Below are 25,723 nucleotides of genomic sequence, written 5' to 3'. Positions count from 1 at the left end.
AAATCTTTACCTTTGCAAAAAATTATAAGCCCTTTTTTAAGATAATGACAACAAAAAAATATATCCAGCTTATCCTGATCTTAGGTTCTTTAACCGCTCTTGGACCATTTTCGATCGATATGTATCTGCCTGGTTTCTCAGGAATTGCAAAAGATTTAAATACCACTGTCGCTAAAGTTTCTATGAGTTTATCTAGTTACTTTATCGGAATTTCTGCCGGACAATTGCTTTACGGACCTTTATTGGATCGTTTTGGACGTAAAAAACCTTTATTTGTTGGGCTCCTAGTGTATATTCTAGCTTCTCTAGGCTGTATTTATGTAGCCGATATAGATTCTTTTATATTTCTTCGCTTTGTTCAGGCTATTGGAAGCTGTGCCGCGACAGTTGCTTCTGTGGCAATGGTTCGTGATTTATTTCCTGTAAAAGATATACCAAAAGTATTTTCACTCTTAATGCTTGTTGTTGGTCTTTCGCCAATGCTTGCGCCAACTATTGGTGGGTATGTTACAGAAGATTTAGGTTGGCATGCCGTATTTTTCATTTTGATGTGTATGGGAATCGTGATTTTAGCCGCTTCACAATTCGGGCTTCCAAATACCTATCAGCCAGATGCGTCAATTTCGCTGAAACCAAAACCAATTATAACTAACTTTATTTCTGTTTTAAAAGAGCCTCAATTTTACACTTACGCGTTTACGGGGGCAGTTGCATTTTCTGGATTGTTTTCTTACGTAGCCGCTTCTCCACTTGTTTTTATGGATATTTATAAGGTTGATGCTAAAACTTATGGATGGATTTTTGCACTAATGTCTGTTAGTTTTATCGGATCTAGTCAGTTGAATTCTATTTTATTAAAGCGATTTTCAAGCGAACAGATGATTTTGGTGCTTTAATTTCGCAGTCTGTTATAAGCATTATATTCTTGATTTTGGCTTTAAATAATCTTCTCGGACTGTATCAGACAATCGGAATGTTGTTCTTATTTTTAGCTTGTTTAGGAATTTCAAATCCAAATACAGCTGGATTAACGCTTGCTCCTTTTGCTAAAAATACCGGAAGTGCTTCTGCGTTAATGGGAGCTATTCAGTTAGGAATTGGCGCTTTAGCTTCTTTTGCAATTGGTGTTTTTGTAAAAGATTCGGTAACACCAATGGTTGCCATTATGACTACTACAACAATTACAGCATTTATTATTTTAAATATCGGAAAACGCTTTGTTAAAAATAAGGTAGAATTATCTGAAAGTGACGATATTATTGTTGGACACTAAAAGATTTAAATTTCAAACTAAACAAAAAGCCAAAATCTTTTGATTTTGGCTTTTCTATATTTAAACTATTGAAGTTTTAGTTTTAGAATTTTACTTAACTTTGTTGCCTTTTTTCAGGTCTAATAATCATTCTAAGCGATTGATCTTTTGCAAAATAAGCAACCATCCAGTTCCAGAATGTGTTTAATCTGTTTCTATAAGTGATTAAAGAAATCAAGTGAACAAACAACCAGATAAACCAAGCGAAAAATCCTTTAAAATGCCATTTCGGACTTGGTAAATCTACCACAGCTTTGTTTTTTCCGATAATTGCCATAGAGCCTTTGTCTTTATAAGCAAACGGTTTTAACGGTTTGTTGGCCACCATAGCTTTAAAATTCTTAGCCAGATTTAATCCCTGCTGAATTGCAACTTGCGCGACTTGCGGATGTCCGTCAGGAAAATTGACGTCTCCGGCTAAAATTGCAGTATCGCCAATGGCGTAAATATTATCTACAGCGTTCACTTTATTATAAACATCTGTAGCCATTCGACGTCCGCGACCATAACTTTCTTTTGGCATTCCCTCGAAAATTTTGGCAGAAACTCCCGCGGCCCAAATTAAGTTTTTGGTTTTAATGGTTTCTCCGTTTTCAAAATGTACCGTATCATCAACATAATCGACAACACGAGTATGAAGCTTAACTACAACACCAAGTTTGGTAAGTGCATCGAGAGTATCTTTTTGGGATTCTTTGCTCATTGGAGCCAATAGAGCATCTCCTCCATCAACCAAATAAACATTACTTGCAGATGTTTCTAATTCTGGGTATTCTTTTAATAGAATATTTTTTCTCATTTCGGCAAACATTCCCGAAACTTCAACTCCAGTTGGTCCACCGCCGGCAACAACAATCGTTAATAATTTACGGCGTTTGCGAATATCTTTGCAGATTGCTGCTTTTTCAAGGTTTTTAAGCAATGCATTTCGCATTTCGATGGCATCGTTTAATGTCTTCATCGGAATAGCGTTTTTCATCACATTTTCCATTCCGAAATAGCTGGTTTCTGCTCCAGTGGCAAAAACGAGATAATCATAATCTAATTCTCCGTTGCTTAAAGTAATTTTCTTTTCAGCTGGTGAAACAGATAACAATTCGCCTAAACGAAACTGCAGGTTTTTTTTGCCTGCAAAAAATTTCCTAAACGGATAACTAATGCTCGAAGGTTCTAAAAATGCAGTTGCAACCTGATATATAAGTGGTGGGAAAAAGTTATAATTATTCTTGTCTACAAGTGTTACTTGTATTTGAGGCTGATTTACAAGTTCTTTCGCTAGATTGATTCCTGCAAATCCACCTCCAATAATGACTATTTTCATATTGTTGTAATTAAGTAGGATTATAAAATAATTCCTTATAAATATACAACTTTAATATACAATGACAATTGTCACATTTATTACTTTTTGAATTTTTTAACAGGTTTTTCAACTATATCGATTTTGTTCTGTAGGACATAACTCGCCATTAATTTCTCGATTAGTTCGTCTTTTGTAAGATGATGAAAAACGGTTTTTACTTTTGTTTTTAAATCCTGTGAAAGCTCATGATTTGGTTTTGTTTTGAAGATTTGTTTGGCCCATAAAAGCATATTATTTTCTTCAAGACTTGCTGCAGAAGGTTTTTTAAATTCAGAAAATTTAATTCCTAATTCTCTTTCGAAATCAGCAATTTCAAAAACTTCTTCTTGCTGTAAAACAGTCAAAGAAAGTCCTTTTGCTCCTGCCCTTGCAGTTCTTCCACTTCGGTGAACATAATTTTCGTAAGTATCAGGTAAATGATAATTAATTACGTACGAGATTTCTTTTACATCAATTCCTCTCGCAGCCAAATCGGTTGCAACCAAGATATTAATATGCCCCTCACGAAACTGTTCCATAATTCTATCACGAATTCCTTGCGTCAAACTTCCATGAAGCGCTCCCGAAGAGAATTTATTGATTGCTAGATTTTTGGCTAATTTATTAACGGCAGCTTTCGTTTTACAGAAAATAATTCCTCTTTCGCCATCTTTAGAATTTAAGAAATGCATTAAAACTTCCAATTTTTCAATAGGATCAACCACAATATACTCATGGTCTATTCCTTCATTTCCAACAGTTTCCATATTGGCGCTTATCTGAACTACATTTTTATTCAAATAATTCTGAATCAGCTGTTTTATGGTTCCAGGAAGTGTTGCTGAAAATAGTAAAGTACGATGTTTTTTAGGCAATTCTGCAACAATTTCATCTAAGCTTTCTTTTAGAATAGCCACCATTTCGTCGGCTTCATCCAAAACTAAGTATTCTGTTTGTTTTAAATTAATTGCTTTTCGCTGAATCAAATCGATTAAACGTCCAGGAGTTGCCACAACGATTTGAGCGCCTTCTTTTAACCTTTCGATTTGTGGTTTTATTGGAGTTCCTCCGCAAATTGAAGCAATAGATATATTAGGAATATATTTTGAAAAATCTTCTAAGTTTCTAGAAATCTGCTGACCCAATTCTCTAGTTGGAACTAAAATTACAGCTTGAACGGTTATCGATTCTGTATTTACCAATTGCAATAAAGGCAAACCGAATGCGGCAGTTTTTCCCGTTCCTGTTTTTGCTAAACCTACAATATCGTGAGTTTCGCCCAAAAATAGCGGAATTATTTTTTGTTGAATTTCTGTTGGTTCAACAATGTTTAATTCGCTTAAAGCTTTTAAAATTGGAGCCGAGATTCCTAATGTTGAGAATGGTTTAGACATGTTCTTTAATTTGTTTAAAGTTTCAGGTTTCAAGTTACACCAAAAACTTAATAAGTTGAAAGGAGAAATCACATTTACTTTGAAATGCTATTTCTCCTTTTATCAATTATAATACTATTTTAGATTCCAATAACTTGAAACATGAAACCTGAAACTTTTAACTAAAAAAAATATCAATCTGGTTCGTTCATGATTTTCTCACGATACTTTTTACCAATTAATAAAGTTAATCTTTGTTTGTAATCGTCAACCAGCCATTCGCGGTAGTTTTTACTGCATTGGCTCAAACATTTAGAATAACGTTTAATACGATCTTCGATATCATCTTCTAATTCTTTAGCCAGCATTTTTGCTTCCTGAAGCGTTTCTGTGTTATCTACGCACATTCCAGCATGCTGATCTAGAGATTTATCTAAAACTACTTTAGAACGAAGGTTTTGTTTGATGATTAATTTATGTTCTTCATCAACATCAAAACTAACATCGGCCGTTTTACTGAATTTTGCACGCAATTCTGGTGGCATGCTGTATTTAAAGAACATCTCGATTTCGTGGTCATCACGAAGATTCTCCAAATAAAACTCTGGCGACTTAAAAATATGCTGCCAGTTTACAGGATCACTCCATAAACCAAAACGAGCGGCATTGTTTCCTAAATCGATAACTGTAAATTCATCTTTTCCAGGCAATTTACGAGAACCACGACCAATCATCTGGAAATACAAAGTCAGAGATTTTGTTGCTCTGTTCAAGATAATCGTTTCTACTGTTGGCTCATCAAAACCAGTTGTTAAGATTCCAACAGAAGTCAAAATTGCATCTGGAGTCTTTTTAAACCATTGCAAAATGTCTTTACGCTCTTCAGAACTGCTTGTGTTGTCTAAGTGGCGAATATCGTAACCTGCTTCTCTAAACGTTTCGTATACATATAAAGATGTATGAATACCGTTATTGAAAATCAAGGTTTTCTTTCCTAAAGAACGTTCTGTATATGCGTGAAGCAGTTTTTCTTGCATCAAAGTATTGGTATACAAATCGTCTGATGATTTTACGGTATAATCACCATTAATACCTACTTTAAGCGAAGTTAAACCAACATCGTAGCTATAAGTTGTTGCTTTTGCCAAGAAGCCTTTCTCAATCAATGAACCAATTGTATCACCAACGATAAGTTCGTGGTAACTTTGGTGCATTGGTAATTTTATGTTAGAACTCAAAGGTGTTGCTGTTACTCCAAGAATAAAAGCATTTTTAAATGAGTTTAATAGTTTTCTAAACGAGTTGTAATGTGCCTCATCAATAATCACCAAACCAATATTATCCAAATGAAGTTTTTCATCATTAATACGGTTTTTTAAAGTTTCAACCATTGCCACGAAACAAGAAAAATCATTCTGATCTGGCAATTCTTTTACTTTACTATTGATTATTTTGTTTGTTACACCAAAACCTGTAAGCATTTTTGAGGTTTGCTTGCAAAGTTCGATACGGTGCGTTAAAACCACCACTTTTTTATCGTTATGAGATAAATAGCGGCGAACGATTTCAGAAAATATCACTGTTTTACCTCCACCTGTCGGAAGCTGATACAGTAAATGATGCTTGGGAGGAGCATTGTCTAAACGGTCAAAAATAGCGTCAATATCGCCTTTTTGGTATGCATACAGTTCTTTTTTCTCTTCTCTTTGTATTTCTAAAGTGTTTTGAGACATTGTTTATTTTTGGATTTTTGCAAAAATACACCGAAAAAACAGTTATTCATCTTCTTTTAACTTAAAATAAATGTTTTTTTTAAATAAAGATTTTTTATGAGAAAGGGTTTTAATAGTCGATTTTTTCCAAAATCGCCTCAAAATCGTACTTATTTCTCCATTTTTGCTCCGAAGTTTCGTTCTGAATTGCATTAATTCGCAATTTAAAATCGTTAAAAATTCCATTTGTAACAATAAAATTTACTGCTTGCTCAAAAGAATTTAAGATGCTTTTGTAAAATAATTCCTGCTTGATTAAATTTTGCGAAGAAAACGTTTGCGCAATTTCGATATTGTAAAGCATAATATCGGCTATAATGTATGGATCTACTCCTAGCATGATAAAATGTTTTATGAGTTTTTGAGCAACCGATCTTCGCATTTTAGCTTTCGGACGCCATTTTGCTCCAGGTTTTTTAATTGGGAAATATTCGTGCGAGATTTTAATCTTTGCCTCCTGAAGCAATTTATCTTCTTTCGGATTAAAAACAAAGTCATAATACACCTTTACAGGGGCAAATTTCTCGTACAATTCGATCAATTGTTCTTCTAATTGCTCTTTGCTTAATTCCCCTAAATATTTTTTTAAATCTCTTTTACTCATTCTCAAAACTTAAGATTACAAAAGTAAATTACTTTCTTTATAAATACCTCAAAAACCAACGATAATACTTAATTTTGCCGATATTAAACTTAAAAAATACATACATGCTCAAGATTTTCAAAGTTACTGCCATTTTAGAGGGAATCTCTTATTTAGTATTATTTGCTAATATGCTTATTATCAAAAACAATAATCCTGAACTTTACCATACATTATTACGTCCGTTAGGAATGACACATGGTGTTTTATTTATCGGATATATTCTTTTAGCTTTTTTATTGAAAAAATCAATGAATTGGGACTTAAAAACTTTCGGAATCATTTTGGTTGCCTCTCTTATTCCGTTTGGAACTTTTTATATCGAGAAAAAATATTTAGAAACTAAAGCAAATGCATAAGCTTTTGGAGAAAATATTTAACTTTTTATATCCTGTTTTCAGAGACTGGGGAATGAGCCGCAACGTTGCGTCTTATACCAGTCTAATTTTTAATATTCTTATTCTAATAGCGCTGGCATATGTTATTTATTATGCTGCTAAATTTCTTTTGGTTACGCTAACAGCCGTTTTTGCGCAGCGTACCAAAACAAAATTTGATGATTATTTAATTCAAAACAAAACAACAAGATATACCGCTTATTTAATTCCGTTTTTCTTTATTTATAAAGCCGTTCCAGTAATTCTGGACAAATATGAGTATTGGGAATCGATTTTTGGAAAAATTGTCGGAATCTATATTGTATTGCTTGGATTATGGATTGTTCGAACTGTTTTTAATTCCTTACGCGATTATTTAAAACAAAAGCCTGAATACAGCGACAAGCCAATTGACAGTTTTGTTCAGGTTATCATGATTGTACTTTGGATTTTTGGAGTTGCCATGATTATTTCGACTTTATTCGGAATTAAGAAGGGCGAACTATTAACCATTCTAGGGACACTTTCGGCAATTATCATCTTAATTTTTAGAGATACAATTCTTGGATTTGTTTCTAGTGTTCAAGTTGCCATAAACGATATGGTTCGTATTGGCGATTGGATTACGATGGATAAATTTGGTGCCGATGGAGATGTTATCGAAATCAATTTGACAACAGTAAAAGTTCGAAACTTCGATAATACAATCACAACTATTCCAACATACGCTTTAAGTTCTGATTCGTTTCAGAACTGGCGCGGAATGCAGAAATCTGATGGAAGACGTATCAAAAGACATGTTTTAATAAAAAGCAGTACAATTCGTTTTTTGAATGATGAAGATTTGCATCAGCTAAAAAAAGTCCAGTTGATAACTTCTTACATAGACAGCCGTCAAGCAGAAATCGATAAATACAATGATCTTAGGGGAATTGATAAAACGCTTTCGCTAAATGGCCGAAACATGACCAATTTAGGATTGTTTAGAAAATATATTATGCAATATTTAAATGACCATCCGGGATTGAATAAAAATATGCATATCATGTGCCGACAGTTACAATCTACCGCGCATGGAGTTCCGTTGGAAATTTATGTGTTTTCAAGCGACAAACGCTGGGCAAATTACGAATACATTATGGCTGATATTTTCGACCACGTAATGGCATCAGTTAGATATTTTGATCTTGAAATTTTTGAATTGCCGTCGAGTATTGGCTAAATTTTAACCGCAAAGAGCGCAAAGAATACGCAAAGTTCGCAAAGTTTTTACACAAAGCTTTGCGAACTTTGCGTTTATATTGGTGTTTTGCTTATATTAAACTTTGCGTGCTTTGCGGTAAAACGCACAAGCCATTCAACTTGAAACCTGAAACAAAAAAACTACTTCTCCTCTATCCTTTCAAAAAGAAACTCAGGATTATTATATTCAATAGGAACTTCTGGAACGTAACACGGAAGATTAAAATAAGTCCCGATTACCCCTTTTCCTAAATAAAGTTTATCGTCTTTCTTTAAAAGAGCTAAAGGAACTCTTTTCCAAGCGCCTCCAAAAGAAATATAGTGATAATCGCCTCTAAGCGTATCACCTCTTAAATCTCCTCTTACATCGCCAGAATCTTTTCCGGTTCCATAATGCAAAATTTCATAACGGCCATAAAAACGTTTGTCATTTATATGAATATCAAAAACAGCCGTGTCTTTGTTGTTTACAGCGCGGTATAATTGATGATTGTATTTTTCTTTATCTTCTTTAGAATTGCAAGAAGCTAATAATAAGCAGAGAAACAGAAATAATCGCATAATTTATTTTTAGAAAAACAAAAATAGGTTTTTACAATGGGATTATTTCTTTAACTTTAAGGAAAACTTAAAACAAAACCCCATGGAAGATAGAGACACTTTTTTAAAAGAATTCAGAGGCGAAACTTTAGGAACTGTAAGTGCTCAATCTTCAGCAGATGAGATCTTTCAAAACCAGACCATCAGGCCTATTTTAAAACTTCAAAACGACTTGTTCATTGCTGTTTTTATCAATTATGTAAATAAAAACAAACCCGATTTCTATTCTTACTCGGTCGAAAAGAAGCTTCAGACCATCGAAAATTCCATTCAAAAAGACATTAAATTTAGAAATTCCTTAAAAGGAATCGTAATGGCGCTTTTTACAGTAGACGAATACAATACTTACATTCAAAATTCTTCTGATTTGAATAAGCGAATGATGAATTTACTTATTGACCGATTGAAAAATCAGGTGCAGTTGTTTGAAGTGGAATCAAATTAACAATAAAAAAAGTATGCAATTTTAGTTAAGATGAAATTTAGTTTAGATTTTACAACAGATTATGGTCAATTTTATTTAAATGAAAAAGATGAACAAGGAGATACTGAAAGCGAAGATTTTTGGTCTATTGAAGCCTTTAATGATAAACTTGCCGTAGAGAAAGGAATTTTAGGGATTTCTATTGAAAATAGTGAAGGAATTGTAAAATGTGAACTTGAATTTTTAGATTCTAAAAGTTTAATTTCCGATTTCAGTGCTTTTGATCATGTTGTAGAAGCTAGTTTAGAAATAAAAACTGGTTTCGTACAAATAAATGATTGTCCGTTAACGACCCTTATTTTAGAAGAAAAAATTGAAACTGGGAATTATAGAGTTCGTGTCTATTATAGTAATTTAGAATCCGCATATTCTGAAGACGCTAAGGATTGTTATAGAATTGAAATGTGGAAAGATGTTTTTTCAGATAGACATGTTTTAAAGAGATTTGAAAATAAATTCTAATGCAATAAATTTATATTTAAGATAAATGTTCAGCCAATTCCGAAATAAATTCCCTTTAACCGATCAAAAGTGGAACGAATACATCGGTTATTTCAATAGAATTGAAGTTCCTGCGAAAACTACCCTTTTAGAAGAAGGTGAAGTTTCAAAAAAGCTTTATATCATAGAAAAAGGCTGTATTCGGGTTTGGTTTAACAATAATGGAAAAGATCTTACTACGCAATTCTTTTTTGAAAATGAGAGCGTTGCTTCTATCGAAAGTTTTATGAAGAAACTTCCGAGTCCAACAAATATAGAAACGATTGAGCCTTCGGTTTTGTGGTGGATTCATAAAAATGATCTGGATAAAATTCTCGAAGAAATCAAAGAAATACCAGCATTGAGGGATAGTCTCATTAATAAGCTTTTTGAGCGTACTTTTGATTATATGAAATATTTTGTTTCGTTTATAAAAGATTCCCCCGCAGAGCGTTATGTTAATTTAATTCAACAAAGACCTCAGATTATATTGCGTGTTCCGCAACATTATATCGCTTCTTATTTAGGCATAACTACGGTACATTTAAGCAGATTAAAAAGCAAATTAGTAAATAAAAATAATTGACATTTTAATATAAGCCAAACTTAAACTAACTTATATAACCTATATAGTTTAAAGAAAAATTTGATAACAAATGTTATCGTCTGCCCATAAACGGCTCTGTAATTTTGCTTCATAAAATTTAATAATTATGAAAGCAGCAGTAGTTTATGAAAAAGGCGAATTGCCAAAATATGCAGAATTTGAAGAGCCAATTGCTTTAAATGAAAATGAAGTTTTAGTTTCGGTAAAAGCCGTAACCATTACAAATCTGGATAAAGGAATTGCAAGCGGAGATCATTATTCTTCGGAAAAAGAAAACCAAAACGGGTTTGTAGTTGGAAGCGACGGAATTGGAGTTCTAGAAAACGGAACGAGAGTTTACGCCCGTGGAATTTCAGGAACAATCGCAGAAAAAGCTTTAGTAGAGAAAAATCGAATGGTTGTTTTACCACACGGAATTGATGATGCAACAGCCGCAGCGATGCCAAATGCAGTTGCAGGTTCGGCGATGGCACTTCGTTTTAGAGCTGGCATCAAATCAGGTGAAACGGTTTTGATAAATGGAGCAACTGGTTTTACTGGACAAATGGCAGTTCAAATTGCAAAACATTATGGAGCTAAAAAGATTATTGTTACAGGAAGAAATGAAAAAACGCTTGAAAGCCTTTTAGAATTAGGAGTCGATGAAATTGTTTCTTTAAAACAAGATGATGAATCTTTTGTTTCTCAGTTAAAAGAAATCCATAAAAATACTCCAATAGATATTGTAATTGATTATTTATGGGGACATTCAGCAGAACTTATTTTTTCAGTTTTAAAAGGAAATGGAAACTTTACGCATAAAACCCGATATGTTTCTGTTGGTTCTATGTCTGGAGACTTAATTCAATTATCGGCACAGATTTTACGAAGTGTAGATCTTCAATTGTCTGGTTCAGGTTTGGGAAGCTGGACAAAAGAAGAAGTGAAATTGTTATTTTCTGAAATACTTCCCGAAATGTTTCTTTTGGCATCTAAAAATATACTAAAAGTAAATATTGAAACCGTTCATTTATCAGATATTGAGAGAATGTGGAATGCGGAAGTTCCTGACGGCAAAAGGCTTGTGGTTTTGACTTAAAAAAGATTTCAAACACATAGAAACATAGGATTCTTATTTTTTTAAAAGAGAATTAGAAAGAAACTAGTTTATCACACATAGCTATGTGTATTTCTGCTAAGTGAAACGCCTTTTAGGATTCCTAAATTCTATGTTTCTATGTGTTTAAATTTTAGTGTTTTAATATTCTAATAATTCTTTCAAAGCTTGCTCAAATCTATTTCTTGGTAAAAACTGATCTTCTAGCGCTTTAGTAAAAGGAATTGGTGAATCTAAACTTGCTACGCGTTTTACTGGAGCGTCTAGATATTCGAAGCAGTTTTCCATAATTAAAGCCGAAATATCACTTGCAATTCCGCCAAATAGGGTGTCTTCTTGGTAGATTATGGCTTTTCCTGTTTTCTTAACCGAAGCAAAAATAGTTTCAGTGTCCAAAGGCTGTAAAGTTCTTAAATCGATTAAATCGGCATCGATTTCTGGATGTTGAGATAAAGTTTCTAAAGCCCAATGAACAGTAGCACCAAATGCGATAATGGTTACTGATTTTCCTTCTTTAACCAAAGTGGCTTTACCTAAAGGAATGGTATAATAGTCTTTCGGAACATCTTGATAAATACTGCGGTATAATAATTTATGTTCGAAGAATAAAACAGGATTTGGGTCGTTAATTGCAGTATTCAAAAGCCCTTTTGCATCGTATGGAAATGCTGGATAAACTACTTTTAAACCTGGAGTTTTTGTAAACCAAGCCTCATTCGTTTGCGAGTGAAAAGGTCCAGCCTGAGTTCCTCCGCCACAAGGCATGCGAACGACAACATCGGCTTTTTCACCCCAGCGATAATGAGATTTCGCCAAAAGGTTCACAATCGGATTAAATCCAGTTGAAACGAAATCAGCAAATTGCATTTCTACAATCGCTTTATAACCGTTTATAGAAAGTCCCATTGCCGCTGAAATTACAGCGCTTTCGCATATTGGCGTATTACGTATTCTGTCTTTTCCAAAAGCATCAACAAAGCCTTCTGTAATTTTAAAAGCTCCGCCATATTCAGCGATATCCTGTCCCATAATTACAAGGTTTTTATGACGCCACATGGACTGTTCTAGGCTATTTCTAATAGCGTCTATAAAACGAATATTTTCTGAATCTGAATTAGGGCTATATTCCTCATATTGATGTTCTTTATAAACATCATTTAACTCTCCGCTATAAGTTGGTTCGATCTCTGGTTCGGCATTCGCAATTGCCCAATTTTCATCAATTTCATGTTTGATTTCGGTATGAAATTGTTCGTCTAATTCAGCGGTTAGAATTCCGTTTTCAGTCAAATATTTTCTGAAATTCGTAACAGGATCTCTCAATTCCCATTGATCCATTAAATCTTGAGGAACATATTTTGTACCGCTCGCCTCTTCGTGCCCGCGCATTCTGAAAGTTTTAAATTCCAATAAAACAGGACGTGGATCTTCCTGCATTTCTTTCTTTAATTGCGATAGTTTATTGTAAATTTCTACAATATTATTTCCGTCAATAATCCAGCTTTCAATTCCGTAACCAATTCCTTTGTCAGCAAGATTCTCACAGGCATATTGTTCATTGGTTGGCGTAGAAAGTCCGTAACCGTTGTTTTCAATGATAAACATTACAGGGAGTTTCCAAACCGCAGCAATATTCAGCGCTTCATGAAAATCGCCTTCACTAGTTGCGCCTTCTCCCGTAAAAACGGCCGTAATTTTTTTATTGTCTTGAAGTTTATTTGCAAGAGCGATTCCGTCAGCAATTCCTAACTGCGGACCTAGATGCGAAATCATTCCTATAATATGATATTGTTGCGTTCCAAAATGGAAACTTCTATCACGACCTTTTGTAAAACCATTTGCTTTTCCCTGCCATTGAGAAAACAGACGGTGAAGCGGAATTTCTCGAGTAGTAAAAACACCAAGATTTCGGTGCATTGGCAAGACATATTCGGATTCGTCTAAAACAGCGGTTACACCAACAGAAATGGCTTCTTGGCCTATTCCAGAAAACCATTTGGAAACTTTTCCTTGTCGAATCAAGATGAGCATCTTTTCTTCAATCAATCGTGGTTTTAGTATTTTTTTGTATAAATCTAATAATTGCGCGTCAGTCAGGTTTTGGCGGTAAAAGATCATGAATTTTTTTGTTTTTGGTGTTTCAAATATAACAAATTGTTGCTGTTTTATTAGATTCTAGAATAAAATTTTGACCAAAAACAAGCTTTTAATGCCTGAGCTTAAGATTATTTTCTAAAATATTATCTACCTTTGTCAGCGAAAGGTGCTTATGACACCTTTTTTCTTTTAAAATAAAAATGTAAAGTATGCAAAACATTCCTAGTGTAGACTTACGTGATTTCCTTTCGGACGACCCGAAACGTAAACAAAAATTTGTAAATGAAATCGGCAGTGCATTTGAAAACATTGGCTTCGTAGCCTTAAAAGGTCATTTTCTTGATGATCAATTGGTAGACGAACTTTATGGTGAAATAAGAAACTTTTTCGCCTTGCCAATAGAAACTAAGCATAAATATGAAATTCCTGGAATTGGTGGACAAAGAGGCTATGTTTCTTTTGGAAAAGAACATGCTAAAGGACGCAAAGAGGGAGATTTAAAAGAGTTTTGGCATTTTGGCCAGTACGTTGACGCAGCTTCAAGATGGGCTTCAGAATACCCAGATAATGTAGAAGTTACTGAACTGCCTCGTTTTAATGCAGTTGGTAAAGATGCTTATCAAAAACTTGAAAAAACTGGGGTTTATGTATTAAGAGCTTTGGCTTTACATTTAGGACTAGATGAGTTTTATTTTGATAATTATGCAAAAGAAGGAAACTCAATTTTGAGACCAATCCACTACCCGCCAATCACTTCTGAGCCAGAAAATGCAATTCGTGCGGCAGCTCACGGAGACATCAATTTAATTACTTTATTGATGGGCGCTCAAGGAAGAGGATTACAAGTTCAAAACCATAATGGCGACTGGATTGATGCTATTGCAGAAGATGACGAATTGGTAATCAATGTTGGAGATATGTTGTCTAGACATACCAACAATAAATTAAAATCTACAATTCACCAAGTGGTAAATCCGCCAAGAGAACTATGGGGAACTTCACGTTATTCTATTCCATTTTTCATGCATCCAGTAAGCGATATGCGTTTGGATTGTCTTGAAAACTGTATTGATGAAGAAAATCCAAAGAAATACGAAGATATTTCGGCTGGAGAGTTTTTACACGAGCGTTTAGTAGAGTTAGGTTTAATTAAAAAATAAACTTAAATAACTTCCAAATATAAAAATTCCAAATTCCAAGTTTTTCTTGGGGTTTGGAATTTAATTTTTAAATATCTTTATGCTTGGAATTTATTTTTAGAATAAGAAAATATGGACTTTAAAGATCAATTAAAAAACTTATTTCCAGATCACGTTGAATCAAATGAACCTGAGCAAGTTGAAGAACAAGAGCACGTTCTGTATGTACAGAAAGAACCTATGATCTGTAAATTTGAAAAAAGAAAAGGAAAACCAACTACGATAATAGAAGGTTACGAAGGCTCAGATGAAGATTTTAAAGTCTTAGCCAAAGAAATCAAAACAAAATTAAGCGTTGGCGGCACTTTTAAAGACGATTCGATCATAATTCAAGGCGATTACCGTGACAAAATTATGGCAATCTTAAAAGAAAAAGGATTTAAAACCAAACGTGTAGGTGGATAAAAAGTTTCAAGTTTAAAGTTAAAAGTTTCAAGTTATTTGACTAACCTGAAACTTGAAACCTGAAACAAAAAAACTCAGAACCTTAGCATCTCAGAAACTTAGCAACTTTAAAAAAAATGATTCAATCATCAGAATTAATACTAAACCCTGACGGAAGCGTTTATCACTTAAACCTTCGTCCGGAACATATAGCACACGACATTATTTTTGTCGGTGACCAAAACAGAGTAGAAAAAATCACTCAGTTTTTCGATTCAATCGAACATTCTGCTCAAAAAAGAGAATTTAAAACCCAAACAGGTATTTATAAAGGCAAAAGAATTTCGGTAGTTTCTACAGGAATTGGACCTGATAATATTGATATTGTACTAAACGAATTAGATGCTTTAGTAAATATCGATCTTAAAACGCGTCAGCCAAAAGAAAAATTAACTTCTTTAAACATTATCAGAATTGGAACTTCGGGTTCTTTGCAAGAAGATATTCCGGTTGACAGTTTCGTAATGTCGAAATTTGGCTTAGGATTAGACAATATGCTTCGCTCCTATTTGATTGACGATGTTTCTATTATAGAAATGGAAGATGCATTTGTAGAGCATACAAACTGGGATCCAAAAAAAGGAAAACCTTACGTAACGCAATGTTCTGAAAAATTAGAAAAACTAATAGAATCAGATCGAATTTTTAAAGGTATTACGGCAACTGCAGGAGGATTCTATGGCCCACAAGGAAGAGTTTTACGTTTAAATATTCAAGACGAAGAATTAAATAATAAAATGGATAATTTTAGTTTTAATGGAACTAAAATCACTAATTTAGAAATGGAAACGGCTGCAATTTACGGGCTTTCGGCTCTTTTAGGCCATAATGCTTTATCGTTAAACGCTATTATTGCCAATCGTGCTTCTGGAACTTTTAGCGCAGATCCGTACAAGGCTGTCGATGAATTGATTGCTTATACATTAAATAAATTAGCCAGTAATTAATTAGAGATTTTATGCAAAATTCTATTCTTAAATTCGAACAGTTATTGAGCGAGAATGTCAATTACATTCCGACAATACAGAATGAAATTTTAGAAGCAAAAAATCTTGGTAAATGGTCTAAAAAAGAGATTTTAGGTCATTTGGTGGATTCTGCAATTCATAATTTGGTACGCTTTACAGAAATTAATTATTCGGAAAAACCATATCGTCATAGACCGTATAATCAGATGGATTTAGTAAATTTAAATCAGTATCAGAAAACAGATATTAAGGAGCTAACTCAGTTGTGGTTTTCAATAAACAAGCAGATTGTGAGAATCATGAAGACGGTAAATGAGAAAGCTTTGGATTATGAAATCATTTTGGCCGATGAATCTGTAATTGATTTGAGGTTTTTAATGACTGATTATGTTGAACATTTAGAACATCATATTAATCAAATAAGAGCATAAATTATGTTTTTGAGAGTAGCCAGACATACAAATGATTTAGAAAAAATAGAAAATTTTTATGTTGATGTGCTCGGGTTTGAACGATTGGGCGGATTTGAACATCATAATAATTATGATGGTGTTTTTATCGGAAAACCTGGTTTAGACTGGCATTTTGAATTTACTCAATCTGATATTAAAGCCAAACATACTTTTGATGAAGATGATGTTATGGTGTTATATCCAAAAACTATTGCAGATTACGATAAATTAGTACATAAATTAACGCAGCACAATATTGCAGTTATTCCATCGCTGAACCCTTTTTGGAATGAAAACGGAAAGATGATTCAGGATCCAGATGGTTATAGAATCGTAATATCTCCTTTAAAAGCTGTAATTAGCGAAATTGAATAATGGAACAAGAAACTCATAAAAAAATATTATTTAAATATTATAGTGATTATCTAGACGAAGTAGTGTCTGAAACAATGTGGGCAGAAATTATTGATCTGGAGAAAGGTCTTTTCAAACTGGATAATATTCCGTTTTTCGGTCCTTTAATTGCTACAGACGATATTTTCTATGCCGAATATGATGAAACAGAAGAACGTTTTATGCATAGAAAAACGATTCAGAATTCTGGAAATTCGATTATTCAGGTGGCGGTTTTAGAAAAAGGATTTGACAAGGAAATCATCCGAGAAAAACTGAAAGCAATTAATTGTTTGTCTGAAGGATTGAATGAAACCTTTTTCGCAGCAGAAATTACTAAAGATATAGATTACTCTTTGGTAAGAAGTCTTTTGAATGAATACGAATCTAAAGAAATCATAGAATTTGCAGAACCTTGCCTTTCAGAGAAACATAGGGCAGATTTATTAAAAAACTAAACTCAACTCAACCATAAGATTACGCATACCAAGCAACTTAACTTAAACTTAAAATAAATGAAAACTGTCAAAATTGCGGGTGTTCCGGAACACTTCAATTTGCCGTGGCATCTATGCATTGAAAACGGCGAGTTTGAAGAAGAGAACATCGACTTACAATGGACAAATGTTCCCGAAGGAACTGGGAAAATGTGTCAAATGCTTCGCGATGGAGAAACAGATTTGGCTGTTATTCTAACCGAAGGAATTTTAAAGGATATAGCAGCGGGAAATCCGAGCAAAATTGTTCAGATTTACGTGCAGTCACCATTAATTTGGGGAATTCACGTTGATGCAAAATCTGATTTTCAAACGCTAAAAGATCTAAAAAATAAAAAAGCTGCGATTTCGAGATTGGGTTCAGGATCACAATTGATGGCTTATGTAAATGCAAATGAGCAAGGCTGGGAAATGGATGATCTCGAATTTGAAATTGTAAATACAATTGATGGTGCCGTAGACGCCTTGACCAACAAAAAAGCAGATTATTTTATGTGGGAACGTTTTATGACTAAGCCTCTTGTTGATAAAGGTGTTTTTAGACGTATTGACGACTGCCCTACTCCTTGGCCTTCATTTATCATTGTGGTTCGCGATGAGTTCTTAAAAAAGAACGGCAAGACAGTTGAAACGATTCTTAAAATAATCAACAAAACAACTGTTGATTTTAAAGAGATTCCAGAGATAGATAAGAAATTATCTAAACTGTTCAATCAAAAATCTGAAGATATTAAAGAATGGCTGAAATTGACCCAGTGGTCGCAAAAAAACTTGACAGAAAAATCTTTTAATAAAATTCAAAATCAGTTATTTGATCTGGGAATTATTGATAAAAAAAGTATTTTTGTAGAAACAGTAAAAGCATTGTAATACTTGCTTTTTGATTCGTATGATGAAATTCCCTAAAATTGACTTACCGCGATTAAAATCTAAACTACAGGTGAAATCACCGTGGGACAGGATTATTATCTCGATTTTAAGTCTTTTAATTACAATTCCGATTTTCATCATACTGCATCAGAACTTAATTGATTTGGAATGGGCATTCAATTTAGATCGTATCTTCATCTTTATTTTTGTTTTTGCAGCCATATTTTTTCTTCTGATGTATCTCAGAACGATTATTATTCTGTGTGTGGCAGTTTATTTACTAATTCTGTTTTACGGATCTGTAATTGGAAATTATGGCTTTAACGAAATCTCAGAAGATTATAATTCTATGATTTACACCATGTCTGATAATCCATATCCGCAGGATATTATTGTTGCAAAGCTGCTTCCGTTTCCAAATAAAACAAAGATTATCAATGCTATAGAATACCAAAATCCTAAAGTGCGAAATTTTGCTATTATGGCAACCTCAAAGCATTTTAAAAGCGTTAGAGGATATTCAGATTATCGAACCATAATTCAATGTTTTGCTGTTTTTAAAGAAATAAACGGCAGATGGAATTATGTAAACGATCCAAAAGACGGTGATTATATTGCAACCGCCAGCGAATCTTTAGAATATTTTTCTGGCGATTGCGATGATCACTCTATTTTGATGGCTGCTGCTGTGCGCTCCATTGGCGGAACTCCGCGCCTTATTCATACAAAAGGACATATTTATCCCGAAATTTTAATTGGTTCTATGATTGATTTGGAAAAAATCAATTACCTAATTAAAAATGTTCTTTTTGCAAAAGAAAGTTATGGCAAAAAACTGCACTATCATATAGACGAACGAGGTCAGGTTTGGATGAACTTAGATTATACGGCAACTTACCCTGGAGGGCCGTTTATGTATGAGGAAATTTTAGGGGCTTTAACTTTAAATTAATACATCTCAAGAAGCCAATCACACTAGTTTTGACTTCGGTTAGAGATAATTTGTAAACAATTGGTTATCAGTAAAGGTTCGGGAAACAAAGACTTTCTGCATTAAAAGCAATTCATTTTTATAAGTAAAAAAAATCTTTATAAATATTTGATTTCGAATATTTTAATGTCATTTTTTTTTGTAACTTTTCCTGTTTAACTTTTAATCACAAAATCATGAAAAACTCTAAATTATTTACCCTCGTAATTGCCATTGCTGTCGTCGTATTAATTGTTTCATGCCATCGTAAAAGAGACAAGCTTGTGAATTCATGGAAAGTTACTGCAGTAGAACCTAAAGAAGCTGTTTCTGATTCTACTAAAAACGCGATTTTAACCAATGGAATGCTTACGTTTACTGAAGATGGGCATGTAACAGGATATTTGCTTCGTGAAATCACGGACGGAACTTATGCGCTAACACAAAAAGGAAAAAAACTTGTTATTAAAGATGAAGTTGGTACGCCTTATGTTTGCGAAAGCACTATAACAGACGATAAATTAATTCTAGATACCAAAGAAGCCAAACTAACATTTGATAAAATTTAAACAGAGAATTATCTCTTAATTAGATACAAAAAACCATTCACTACAATTGTAAAGAATGGTTTTTTGATTTTTAAGTCTAAAATAAATATCTTTGCAACTCTTAAAATAAGTACGCTCTATGTGAAAAATAATTTCTTTCAGTAAAATTTAGTAATCAACCACTTTTTTGTGGCTGTTAAATTATTTATCTATAAAAGAAAGGAATTATGCTTATTCTTCAAAATATCTCCTATCAGCATGAGAATAAAGATATGCTGTTTCAAAACATTAGTTTTACACTCAACAATCACGATAAAACCGCTTTAGTCGGAAATAATGGTGTTGGAAAATCTACACTACTAAAAATTATTGCTGGCGAATTAATGCCGTTTTCAGGACAAATCATACAGCAATCAAAACCCTATTTTGTTCCGCAGTTATTTGGCCAGTTTAATGATTTGACTATTGCTGAAGCTTTACAGATAAAGGAAAAAATAACTTCACTTAAAGAAATACTTGAAGGTGTTGTAACCGAAGAAAATCTTCAGCTTCTAAATGACGATTGGACGATTGAAGAACGTTGTAACGAAGCGCTCTCCTATTGGCAACTTTATGATTTAGATTTAAATCAGAAAATGGAAACTTTAAGTGGCGGACAGAAAACAAAAGTGTTTTTGGCCGGAATCATGATTCACGAGCCCGATCTAGTTTTGTTGGATGAGCCTAGTAATCATTTGGATTTTGTAAGCAGAACGTTATTATATGATTTTATAAAATCTACCTCTAGTACATTGCTTATCGTTAGTCACGACAGAACATTGCTCAATCTTTTGAATAAGACTTTGGAAATGACCAAAAATGAGATTTCTGTCTATGGAGGGAATTATCATTTTTATAGCGAACAGAAAAAAATTGAAAACAATGCCTTAGAACAAGATGTTCAGGGCAAGGAAAAGGCACTGAAAAAAGCAAAAGAAAAAGAACGAGAAACAATTGAACGTCAGAACAAATTAGATTCTAAAGGAAAAAAGAAACAAGAAAAATCGGGCGTTGCCAGAATTATGATGAATACGCTTCGAAATAAAGCCGAAAACAGCAGTTCAAAACTTAAGGATGTTCATGCCGAAAAAATTGGCAATATTTCCGAAGATTTGAGACAGCTGCGTTCATCACTTCCTGCTATAGATCAAATGAAATTTGGTTTTAATACGGCATCTTTTATTAAAGGGAAAACACTTTTTAAGGCGTCTGATCTTAATTATACTTATGGACAAAAAGATCTCTGGAATGAGAATCTCAATTTTGAAATTCTTTCTGGTGATCGTTTTGTTATAAAAGGTGCCAATGGTTCTGGAAAAACGACTTTGATTAAGATTATTCTCGGTGAACTAAAGCCAACAAAGGGAAATAGTACTTCTTTAGCCAAAAAAGCAATTTATATCGATCAGGATTATTCATTATTGAATCAAGATTTAAAAATTTATGATCAGGCTCTGACTTTTAACGACTGCGGTTTAGAAGAACATGAAATCAAAATGAGATTGAATCGCTTCTTGTTTTCTAGAAATGATTGGGACAAACCTTGCAATGCGCTGAGCGGTGGCGAAAGAATGCGCTTAATGTTATGCTGTTTAACGATTAGCAACGAATCGCCTGAAATTATAATTCTAGATGAGCCGACCAATAATTTAGATATTCAGAATATTGAAATTCTTATTGCAGCAATTAATGAATACCAGGGAACGTTGCTTGTAATCTCGCACGATCAAACGTTTTTGGAACAAATTAATATTGAAAAAACAATCTCACTTTAAAAGCAAAAAAGGCGTCAGAATAATTCTGGCGCTTTTTTTAATTGCAAATCCAACTCTTAAAACATCAAGCAATGAATACTTTTTAAGGGTAAAAAAACTATTATTTTATAGCTAATTTTTTACGAAATAATCTGTAAATTGCAGATAAGCTTATTTGTAAGCTTTTATTCTGCAAGTATACTTTTGAAAATCAGAACTTAACGTTTAATTAAATGTCTTAAATTATGAAATCCAAAAACAGAATTCTTCCTGCCCTACTTGCTTTTACTTTATTGATAACCGAAACTGTATTGCCATGTACAAGAATAGTTTACGAAGGTTTAAACGGAACAATTATTACCGCCCGTTCAATGGATTGGCGAGGAGAAATTCCGGCTAATCTGTGGATTTTTCCGCGTGGCATTGCAAGATCTGGAGAAGTTGGTACAAGTTCAATAAAATGGAAATCAAAATATGGAAGCGTTATTACGAGTTCATGGGACATCGCTTCTTCTGACGGAATGAATGAAAAAGGTCTTGTAGGTAATCTTTTATGGCTTGTAGAATCACAATATCCTGCATTTGAGAAAAACGGAAAAGTAAAAGGTCTGGCAGTTTCATTATGGCTTCAATACGTTTTGGATAATTTTTCAACGGTTTCTGAAGCAGTCGCAGCCTTAGAAAAGAATGATTTTGTTATTACTTCGTCACACATTCCGGGAACCAATATTTTTGCGACCGTACATTTGTCAATATCAGATTCTACTGGTGATAACGCAATTTTTGAATATATAAATGGAAAATTGGTTATTCACCATGACAGAAAATATGTTGCCATGACCAATTCTCCTATTTTTGACCAGCAATTGGCTATTAATGCGTACTGGAAAGGCATTCCGGGCACAATTATGCTTCCTGGAACCAATCGCGCAGCAGATCGCTTTGTAAGAGCTTCCTATTATATTGATGCTATTCCGAAAACAGATAACAGTAGAACGGCTTTGGCAAGTGTTTTTGGGGTTATTAGAAACTGTTCTGTTCCTTTAGGTATTTCCTCAGAAACAGAACCCAACATCTCCTCTACCCGCTGGAGAACTGTCGCTGACCAAAAGAATCTGGTTTATTATTTTGATAATGTTTTGAATCCCAATGTAATTTGGGTTGAATTCAGTAAAATTGATTTTAGTGAAAAAGGAAAAATTAAAAAACTAAGCTTGGCCAATAATGAAAATTATTCAGGTGAATCTTTGATTAATTTCAAGGAAACAAAGCCTTTTCAGTTTGCTGGATTAGATTAATCAATCTCCTCTAACTGCTATAAATACACTTAAAACCTTCAAATTGAAATGTTTGAAGGTTTTGTTTTTGGAAAAAAAATGAAGAAAAATATTGCGCAGTCAAATGACTTCGTTATATTTGCAGTCAAATAACTGCATAATGGAAATTAGAAGAGACGTTTTTCAAGCAATAGCCGATCCTACTCGAAGAGCTATTTTAAGTTTAGTTGCCATTCAGGCTATGACTCCTGGGGCGATTGCAGAGAATTTTAACTCGTCTAGACAGACGATTTCAAAACATATTCAGATTTTAAACGAATGTGAACTGTTACATCAAACACAAAACGGAAGAGAAATTTATTATCATTTAAATCCAGAAAAAATGAAAGAAATTGACAAATTCATCGAGCCATTTAGAAAAATGTGGGATGATCGTTTTAATAAGTTAGAATCAATTATGAAAAACTATAAAAAATAAATCATGGAAAAGAAAACAAAAATTCACGCGGAAGATGACAGACAAGATCTCGTAATTACAAGAGAATTTAATCTTCCGGTTGAACTATTATTTAAGGCTCATACCGAACCCGAAATTGTTGCACAATGGATGGGCACAAAAGTTTTGAAATTGGAGAGTAAGAAATATGGCGGTTGGGAATTTGAAACCAGTGATCCTAATGGAAATGTAGTTTTTAAGGCCAATGGTGTTTTTCATGATTTTGTTCCGAATGAAAAAATAGTGCGCACTTTTGAAATGGATAATATCAATTTTGCACCTCAATTGGAGTTTTTAGCATTTGAAAAGCTAACAGATGAAACTAGTAAATTGACTATGCAGATTATCTACAAATCTATTGAACATAGAATGAATCAGTTAAAATTGCCATTTGCACAAGGTTTAAATATGGCACACAACCGATTGGAAGAAATTGTAACTCAACTAAAATAAAAATCATGAGCAAAAAGAATAAAATTATTTATTGGATTGCCACTTTATGGCTGGCTTTAGGAATGACATCAACAGGAATTGTACAACTGATACCTTTAAAAGAAGAAGCAGAAATGATCCAACATTTAGGATATCCGCTTTACTTTTTAACCCTTTTGGGTGTTTGGAAATTATTGGGAGTTATAGCAATCTTAATCCCTAAATTCGGTTTATTAAAAGAATGGGCTTATGCAGGTTTCTTTTTTGCAATGTCAGGAGCCGTTGTTTCGCATTTAGCTGTCAGAGATGATGCATCGGCACTTTTTGGACCAGTATTATTAATTGTTCTAACAGTCGTTTCTTGGTATTTCAGACCAGAAACTAGAAGATGCAATTCTAATTAAAAAATATAAGAAGATGAAAAAGCAACTGACAATAAACGAACAAGAAGAATTATTAAGCATTCTAGAAAAACGTTTTGAGAAGAATACAAACCGCCATAAAGGTTTAGATTGGTCAAAAATTGAAGCCAAACTAAAAGCTAACCTATCAAAATTATGGTCTCTTGAGGAAATGGAAAGAACTGAAGGCGAGCCAGACGTAATTGGATATGACGCTAAAACTGACGAATATCTTTTTGTAGATTGCTCTACTGAAAGTCCTAAAGGGCGTAGAAGTATTTGTTACGATCATGAAGCGCTGGAAAAAAGAAAAGAACATAAACCTGCTGATAGTGCTATTAATATGGCTCAAGAAATGGGAATTGAAATCTTAAATGAAGAGCAATATAAAGAATTGCAAAAATTGGGGAAATTTGATGCTAAAACATCAAGCTGGATTTTAACTCCGCCAGAAATAAGAAAACTTGGAGGTGCTATTTTCTCAGATTTCAGATACAATACGGTTTTTGTGTATCACAATGGGGCAGAATCTTATTATGCTGCGAGAGGATTTCGCGGTTTGTTAAGAGTTTAAAGAAGATTGAAAACCTCCAAAAATGGAGGTTTTTTATTCTCTTAAAATCTTCTCCATTTTTTTGCCTTTGGCTATTTCGTCTACTAGTTTATCAAGATAACGTATTTTCTGCATCAATGGATCTTCTATTTCTTCTACGCGATAACCGCAGATAACACCAGTGATTTTAGATACATTTGGGTTCAATTCAGGAGCTTCTGCAAAGAAAGTTTCAAAGTCAACTTTCCTTTCAATTTGTTCTTGAAGTTGCTCATCATTATATCCTGTCAACCATTTTATTACGATATCCAATTCTTCTTTGGTTCTCCCCTTCTTTTCAACCTTTTGAATATATAAAGGATAAACACTGGAGAATAGTAATTTATATACTCTTTCGTTTTTCATAAGGCTCTTTTTTTAACTGTTATTTGGTTATGTAAATATAATTCAAAACTTAAAAAACTCGGATACAAGAATTATTTATAACTTAGATTCTTCAAAAATATTTTAAAAAATTAAAGTGATGAAAAATAATTCAAATGACGAGACACCAAAAGTGACAGGACTTGGCGGAATTTTCTTTTTTATGGATAATCCAAAAGAAACCAAAGAATGGTACACCAAAAATTTGGGCTTAGAAATTAACGAATGGGGTTCTTCAAGTTTTGAATCTAGAAACCTCGAAAATCCTAACCAAATTGAATCTACACAATGGTGTCCATTTAAGAAAGGTGACGAATATTTCTCTCCATCAAAAAAGGAATTTATGGTGAATTATCGTGTTCAAAATATTGAAGGTCTTTTAGAAAAATTAAAAGCAAATGGCGTTACAATTCTTGACGATATCGAAACCTACGAGTATGGTAAGTTTGTACATATTATGGACACAGAAGGCAATAAAATTGAGCTTTGGGAACCTTAATTTAGTTTTGAGTTAGGAATTATGAGTTAGGAATTATGAGTTAGGAATTATGAGTTAGGAATTATTGAAAAAATACTATGTTT

31 protein-coding genes are annotated in these 25,723 nt (G+C 33.4%); 24 read left to right on the top strand and 7 right to left on the bottom strand.

Going from position 1 to position 25,723, the window contains the following annotated elements; genetic code table 11:
• The first annotated feature begins 44 nt into the window (after positions 1-44).
• Together AC5ZCW_RS00720 and AC5ZCW_RS00715 are read left to right on the top strand one after the other, a co-directional pair.
• Positions 45-896 (top strand): multidrug effflux MFS transporter, encoded by an 852-nt coding sequence (locus AC5ZCW_RS00720; protein ID WP_496117248.1) that lies wholly within the window; start codon positions 45-47, stop codon positions 894-896.
• Between the two features lie 35 nt (positions 897-931).
• Entirely contained in the window at positions 932-1,273 is a 342-nt protein-coding gene (locus tag AC5ZCW_RS00715; RefSeq protein ID WP_496117246.1) for a hypothetical protein, read from the top strand.
• A 94-nt stretch (positions 1,274-1,367) separates the two neighbouring features.
• Here the strand turns inward: AC5ZCW_RS00715 and AC5ZCW_RS00710 are convergent, their stop codons facing one another.
• The 4 genes from AC5ZCW_RS00710 to AC5ZCW_RS00695 all read right to left on the bottom strand — a co-directional run bounded on the left by AC5ZCW_RS00710 (position 1,368) and on the right by AC5ZCW_RS00695 (position 6,403).
• Positions 1,368-2,633, bottom strand: coding sequence for an NAD(P)/FAD-dependent oxidoreductase (locus AC5ZCW_RS00710; RefSeq protein WP_496117244.1), 1,266 nt, complete (start codon positions 2,631-2,633; stop codon positions 1,368-1,370).
• 80 nt (positions 2,634-2,713) lie between these two features.
• A complete protein-coding gene (locus AC5ZCW_RS00705) occupies positions 2,714-4,048 on the bottom strand; it encodes a DEAD/DEAH box helicase (RefSeq protein ID WP_496117242.1) in 1,335 nt (444 codons plus the stop codon).
• Positions 4,049-4,221: 173 nt separating this feature from the next.
• A complete protein-coding gene (locus AC5ZCW_RS00700; protein ID WP_281632602.1) occupies positions 4,222-5,760 on the bottom strand; it encodes a DEAD/DEAH box helicase in 1,539 nt (512 codons plus the stop codon).
• A gap of 109 nt (positions 5,761-5,869) precedes the next feature.
• Positions 5,870-6,403, bottom strand: a complete 534-nt coding sequence (locus tag AC5ZCW_RS00695) for a DUF6155 family protein (RefSeq protein WP_496117240.1) — start codon at positions 6,401-6,403, stop codon at positions 5,870-5,872.
• Positions 6,404-6,507: 104 nt separating this feature from the next.
• On the opposite strand from AC5ZCW_RS00695, the gene AC5ZCW_RS00690 reads away from it, so the two are divergent.
• Positions 6,508-6,801, top strand: coding sequence for a DUF3817 domain-containing protein (locus AC5ZCW_RS00690; RefSeq protein ID WP_263523121.1), 294 nt, complete (start codon positions 6,508-6,510; stop codon positions 6,799-6,801).
• Positions 6,794-8,041, top strand: a complete 1,248-nt coding sequence (locus AC5ZCW_RS00685; protein ID WP_343544113.1) for a mechanosensitive ion channel family protein — start codon at positions 6,794-6,796, stop codon at positions 8,039-8,041. Before AC5ZCW_RS00690 ends, AC5ZCW_RS00685 begins: the two co-directional genes overlap by 8 nt.
• A gap of 161 nt (positions 8,042-8,202) precedes the next feature.
• Here AC5ZCW_RS00685 and AC5ZCW_RS00680 read toward each other — a convergent pair whose 3' ends face one another.
• Complete coding sequence (locus AC5ZCW_RS00680; protein WP_496117237.1) at positions 8,203-8,622, bottom strand: hypothetical protein; 420 nt, start codon at positions 8,620-8,622, stop codon at positions 8,203-8,205.
• Positions 8,623-8,704: 82 nt separating this feature from the next.
• Between AC5ZCW_RS00680 and AC5ZCW_RS00675 the strand changes: the two genes are divergently transcribed.
• The 4 genes from AC5ZCW_RS00675 (at position 8,705) to AC5ZCW_RS00660 (ending at position 11,310) form a co-directional block, all read left to right on the top strand.
• Positions 8,705-9,106: a glyoxalase gene (locus AC5ZCW_RS00675; RefSeq protein WP_202002736.1), complete on the top strand. Its 402-nt coding sequence runs from the start codon at positions 8,705-8,707 to the stop codon at positions 9,104-9,106.
• Between the two features lie 30 nt (positions 9,107-9,136).
• Positions 9,137-9,607, top strand: coding sequence for a hypothetical protein (locus tag AC5ZCW_RS00670; protein ID WP_496117235.1), 471 nt, complete (start codon positions 9,137-9,139; stop codon positions 9,605-9,607).
• A 25-nt stretch (positions 9,608-9,632) separates the two neighbouring features.
• Entirely contained in the window at positions 9,633-10,211 is a 579-nt protein-coding gene (locus AC5ZCW_RS00665; RefSeq protein WP_496117233.1) for a Crp/Fnr family transcriptional regulator, read from the top strand.
• Between the two features lie 127 nt (positions 10,212-10,338).
• On the top strand, positions 10,339-11,310 hold the full coding sequence (locus AC5ZCW_RS00660) for a quinone oxidoreductase family protein (protein ID WP_496117231.1): 972 nt from the start codon (positions 10,339-10,341) through the stop codon (positions 11,308-11,310).
• A gap of 159 nt (positions 11,311-11,469) precedes the next feature.
• Here AC5ZCW_RS00660 and AC5ZCW_RS00655 read toward each other — a convergent pair whose 3' ends face one another.
• Entirely contained in the window at positions 11,470-13,446 is a 1,977-nt protein-coding gene (locus AC5ZCW_RS00655; protein ID WP_496117229.1) for an alpha-ketoacid dehydrogenase subunit alpha/beta, read from the bottom strand.
• Between the two features lie 188 nt (positions 13,447-13,634).
• Here AC5ZCW_RS00655 and AC5ZCW_RS00650 point away from each other — a divergent pair, with 188 nt between their 5' ends.
• The 15 genes from AC5ZCW_RS00650 to AC5ZCW_RS00580 all read left to right on the top strand — a co-directional run bounded on the left by AC5ZCW_RS00650 (position 13,635) and on the right by AC5ZCW_RS00580 (position 24,739).
• Positions 13,635-14,585, top strand: a complete 951-nt coding sequence (locus AC5ZCW_RS00650; RefSeq protein ID WP_496117227.1) for an isopenicillin N synthase family dioxygenase — start codon at positions 13,635-13,637, stop codon at positions 14,583-14,585.
• Positions 14,586-14,696: 111 nt separating this feature from the next.
• Positions 14,697-15,029 carry a translation initiation factor gene (locus tag AC5ZCW_RS00645; protein ID WP_223705817.1) on the top strand — a complete coding sequence of 111 codons (333 nt, stop codon included), beginning with the start codon at positions 14,697-14,699 and terminating at the stop codon, positions 15,027-15,029.
• A gap of 116 nt (positions 15,030-15,145) precedes the next feature.
• On the top strand, positions 15,146-16,015 hold the full coding sequence (locus tag AC5ZCW_RS00640; RefSeq protein ID WP_496117225.1) for a nucleoside phosphorylase: 870 nt from the start codon (positions 15,146-15,148) through the stop codon (positions 16,013-16,015).
• A gap of 11 nt (positions 16,016-16,026) precedes the next feature.
• Positions 16,027-16,467: a DinB family protein gene (locus AC5ZCW_RS00635; protein WP_496117223.1), complete on the top strand. Its 441-nt coding sequence runs from the start codon at positions 16,027-16,029 to the stop codon at positions 16,465-16,467.
• Positions 16,468-16,470: 3 nt separating this feature from the next.
• The gene (locus tag AC5ZCW_RS00630) at positions 16,471-16,863 is read left to right on the top strand and encodes a VOC family protein (protein WP_343544104.1); all 393 of its coding nucleotides are present in this window, start codon (positions 16,471-16,473) and stop codon (positions 16,861-16,863) included.
• Complete coding sequence (locus AC5ZCW_RS00625; protein WP_496117221.1) at positions 16,863-17,339, top strand: DUF4265 domain-containing protein; 477 nt, start codon at positions 16,863-16,865, stop codon at positions 17,337-17,339. The genes AC5ZCW_RS00630 and AC5ZCW_RS00625 overlap by 1 nt, the downstream gene beginning before the upstream one ends.
• Before the next feature lie 57 nt (positions 17,340-17,396).
• The gene (locus tag AC5ZCW_RS00620; RefSeq protein ID WP_281632616.1) at positions 17,397-18,248 is read left to right on the top strand and encodes a substrate-binding domain-containing protein; all 852 of its coding nucleotides are present in this window, start codon (positions 17,397-17,399) and stop codon (positions 18,246-18,248) included.
• A 19-nt stretch (positions 18,249-18,267) separates the two neighbouring features.
• Positions 18,268-19,200, top strand: a complete 933-nt coding sequence (locus tag AC5ZCW_RS00615) for a transglutaminase-like domain-containing protein (RefSeq protein WP_496117218.1) — start codon at positions 18,268-18,270, stop codon at positions 19,198-19,200.
• A 215-nt stretch (positions 19,201-19,415) separates the two neighbouring features.
• Complete coding sequence (locus AC5ZCW_RS00610) at positions 19,416-19,787, top strand: hypothetical protein (protein ID WP_343544102.1); 372 nt, start codon at positions 19,416-19,418, stop codon at positions 19,785-19,787.
• Between the two features lie 206 nt (positions 19,788-19,993).
• Positions 19,994-21,580, top strand: coding sequence for a ribosomal protection-like ABC-F family protein (abc-f, locus tag AC5ZCW_RS00605; protein ID WP_496117216.1), 1,587 nt, complete (start codon positions 19,994-19,996; stop codon positions 21,578-21,580).
• 224 nt (positions 21,581-21,804) lie between these two features.
• Positions 21,805-22,857, top strand: a complete 1,053-nt coding sequence (locus tag AC5ZCW_RS00600; RefSeq protein ID WP_496117214.1) for a linear amide C-N hydrolase — start codon at positions 21,805-21,807, stop codon at positions 22,855-22,857.
• Between the two features lie 139 nt (positions 22,858-22,996).
• Positions 22,997-23,314 carry an ArsR/SmtB family transcription factor gene (locus AC5ZCW_RS00595; protein ID WP_008464153.1) on the top strand — a complete coding sequence of 106 codons (318 nt, stop codon included), beginning with the start codon at positions 22,997-22,999 and terminating at the stop codon, positions 23,312-23,314.
• Positions 23,315-23,317: 3 nt separating this feature from the next.
• The gene (locus tag AC5ZCW_RS00590; protein ID WP_343544098.1) at positions 23,318-23,785 is read left to right on the top strand and encodes an SRPBCC domain-containing protein; all 468 of its coding nucleotides are present in this window, start codon (positions 23,318-23,320) and stop codon (positions 23,783-23,785) included.
• 5 nt (positions 23,786-23,790) lie between these two features.
• Positions 23,791-24,168: a DoxX family protein gene (locus AC5ZCW_RS00585; RefSeq protein WP_343544097.1), complete on the top strand. Its 378-nt coding sequence runs from the start codon at positions 23,791-23,793 to the stop codon at positions 24,166-24,168.
• 13 nt (positions 24,169-24,181) lie between these two features.
• The gene (locus AC5ZCW_RS00580; RefSeq protein ID WP_496117212.1) at positions 24,182-24,739 is read left to right on the top strand and encodes a DUF4256 domain-containing protein; all 558 of its coding nucleotides are present in this window, start codon (positions 24,182-24,184) and stop codon (positions 24,737-24,739) included.
• A 33-nt stretch (positions 24,740-24,772) separates the two neighbouring features.
• On the opposite strand, the gene AC5ZCW_RS00575 is transcribed toward AC5ZCW_RS00580, so the two are convergent.
• On the bottom strand, positions 24,773-25,123 hold the full coding sequence (locus tag AC5ZCW_RS00575; RefSeq protein ID WP_496117210.1) for a DUF2200 domain-containing protein: 351 nt from the start codon (positions 25,121-25,123) through the stop codon (positions 24,773-24,775).
• 118 nt (positions 25,124-25,241) lie between these two features.
• Between AC5ZCW_RS00575 and AC5ZCW_RS00570 the strand changes: the two genes are divergently transcribed.
• On the top strand, positions 25,242-25,640 hold the full coding sequence (locus AC5ZCW_RS00570) for a VOC family protein (protein WP_343544094.1): 399 nt from the start codon (positions 25,242-25,244) through the stop codon (positions 25,638-25,640).
• Positions 25,641-25,723: the final 83 nt, after the last annotated feature.

This window comes from Flavobacterium sp. PLA-DH12 (assembly GCF_059511845.1).
The sequence above is the reverse complement of the archived record's forward strand: the minus strand, read 5'-3'. Positions and strand labels throughout refer to the sequence as shown.

Excerpts from the sequence above, each read along its gene's own strand:
- AC5ZCW_RS00720 (WP_496117248.1), top strand. The coding sequence starts at position 45 with ATGACAACAAAAAAATATATCCAGCTTATCCTGATCTTAGGTTCTTTA.
- AC5ZCW_RS00710 (WP_496117244.1), bottom strand. The coding sequence starts at position 2,633 with ATGAAAATAGTCATTATTGGAGGTGGATTTGCAGGAATCAATCTAGCG.
- AC5ZCW_RS00705 (WP_496117242.1), bottom strand. The coding sequence starts at position 4,048 with ATGTCTAAACCATTCTCAACATTAGGAATCTCGGCTCCAATTTTAAAA.
- AC5ZCW_RS00700 (WP_281632602.1), bottom strand. The coding sequence starts at position 5,760 with ATGTCTCAAAACACTTTAGAAATACAAAGAGAAGAGAAAAAAGAACTG.
- AC5ZCW_RS00695 (WP_496117240.1), bottom strand. The coding sequence starts at position 6,403 with ATGAGTAAAAGAGATTTAAAAAAATATTTAGGGGAATTAAGCAAAGAG.
- AC5ZCW_RS00690 (WP_263523121.1), top strand. The coding sequence starts at position 6,508 with ATGCTCAAGATTTTCAAAGTTACTGCCATTTTAGAGGGAATCTCTTAT.
- AC5ZCW_RS00685 (WP_343544113.1), top strand. The coding sequence starts at position 6,794 with ATGCATAAGCTTTTGGAGAAAATATTTAACTTTTTATATCCTGTTTTC.
- AC5ZCW_RS00680 (WP_496117237.1), bottom strand. The coding sequence starts at position 8,622 with ATGCGATTATTTCTGTTTCTCTGCTTATTATTAGCTTCTTGCAATTCT.
- AC5ZCW_RS00675 (WP_202002736.1), top strand. The coding sequence starts at position 8,705 with ATGGAAGATAGAGACACTTTTTTAAAAGAATTCAGAGGCGAAACTTTA.
- AC5ZCW_RS00670 (WP_496117235.1), top strand. The coding sequence starts at position 9,137 with ATGAAATTTAGTTTAGATTTTACAACAGATTATGGTCAATTTTATTTA.
- AC5ZCW_RS00665 (WP_496117233.1), top strand. The coding sequence starts at position 9,633 with ATGTTCAGCCAATTCCGAAATAAATTCCCTTTAACCGATCAAAAGTGG.
- AC5ZCW_RS00660 (WP_496117231.1), top strand. The coding sequence starts at position 10,339 with ATGAAAGCAGCAGTAGTTTATGAAAAAGGCGAATTGCCAAAATATGCA.
- AC5ZCW_RS00655 (WP_496117229.1), bottom strand. The coding sequence starts at position 13,446 with ATGATCTTTTACCGCCAAAACCTGACTGACGCGCAATTATTAGATTTA.
- AC5ZCW_RS00650 (WP_496117227.1), top strand. The coding sequence starts at position 13,635 with ATGCAAAACATTCCTAGTGTAGACTTACGTGATTTCCTTTCGGACGAC.
- AC5ZCW_RS00645 (WP_223705817.1), top strand. The coding sequence starts at position 14,697 with ATGGACTTTAAAGATCAATTAAAAAACTTATTTCCAGATCACGTTGAA.
- AC5ZCW_RS00640 (WP_496117225.1), top strand. The coding sequence starts at position 15,146 with ATGATTCAATCATCAGAATTAATACTAAACCCTGACGGAAGCGTTTAT.
- AC5ZCW_RS00635 (WP_496117223.1), top strand. The coding sequence starts at position 16,027 with ATGCAAAATTCTATTCTTAAATTCGAACAGTTATTGAGCGAGAATGTC.
- AC5ZCW_RS00630 (WP_343544104.1), top strand. The coding sequence starts at position 16,471 with ATGTTTTTGAGAGTAGCCAGACATACAAATGATTTAGAAAAAATAGAA.
- AC5ZCW_RS00625 (WP_496117221.1), top strand. The coding sequence starts at position 16,863 with ATGGAACAAGAAACTCATAAAAAAATATTATTTAAATATTATAGTGAT.
- AC5ZCW_RS00620 (WP_281632616.1), top strand. The coding sequence starts at position 17,397 with ATGAAAACTGTCAAAATTGCGGGTGTTCCGGAACACTTCAATTTGCCG.
- AC5ZCW_RS00615 (WP_496117218.1), top strand. The coding sequence starts at position 18,268 with ATGATGAAATTCCCTAAAATTGACTTACCGCGATTAAAATCTAAACTA.
- AC5ZCW_RS00610 (WP_343544102.1), top strand. The coding sequence starts at position 19,416 with ATGAAAAACTCTAAATTATTTACCCTCGTAATTGCCATTGCTGTCGTC.
- abc-f (WP_496117216.1), top strand. The coding sequence starts at position 19,994 with ATGCTTATTCTTCAAAATATCTCCTATCAGCATGAGAATAAAGATATG.
- AC5ZCW_RS00600 (WP_496117214.1), top strand. The coding sequence starts at position 21,805 with ATGAAATCCAAAAACAGAATTCTTCCTGCCCTACTTGCTTTTACTTTA.
- AC5ZCW_RS00595 (WP_008464153.1), top strand. The coding sequence starts at position 22,997 with ATGGAAATTAGAAGAGACGTTTTTCAAGCAATAGCCGATCCTACTCGA.
- AC5ZCW_RS00590 (WP_343544098.1), top strand. The coding sequence starts at position 23,318 with ATGGAAAAGAAAACAAAAATTCACGCGGAAGATGACAGACAAGATCTC.
- AC5ZCW_RS00585 (WP_343544097.1), top strand. The coding sequence starts at position 23,791 with ATGAGCAAAAAGAATAAAATTATTTATTGGATTGCCACTTTATGGCTG.
- AC5ZCW_RS00580 (WP_496117212.1), top strand. The coding sequence starts at position 24,182 with ATGAAAAAGCAACTGACAATAAACGAACAAGAAGAATTATTAAGCATT.
- AC5ZCW_RS00575 (WP_496117210.1), bottom strand. The coding sequence starts at position 25,123 with ATGAAAAACGAAAGAGTATATAAATTACTATTCTCCAGTGTTTATCCT.
- AC5ZCW_RS00570 (WP_343544094.1), top strand. The coding sequence starts at position 25,242 with ATGAAAAATAATTCAAATGACGAGACACCAAAAGTGACAGGACTTGGC.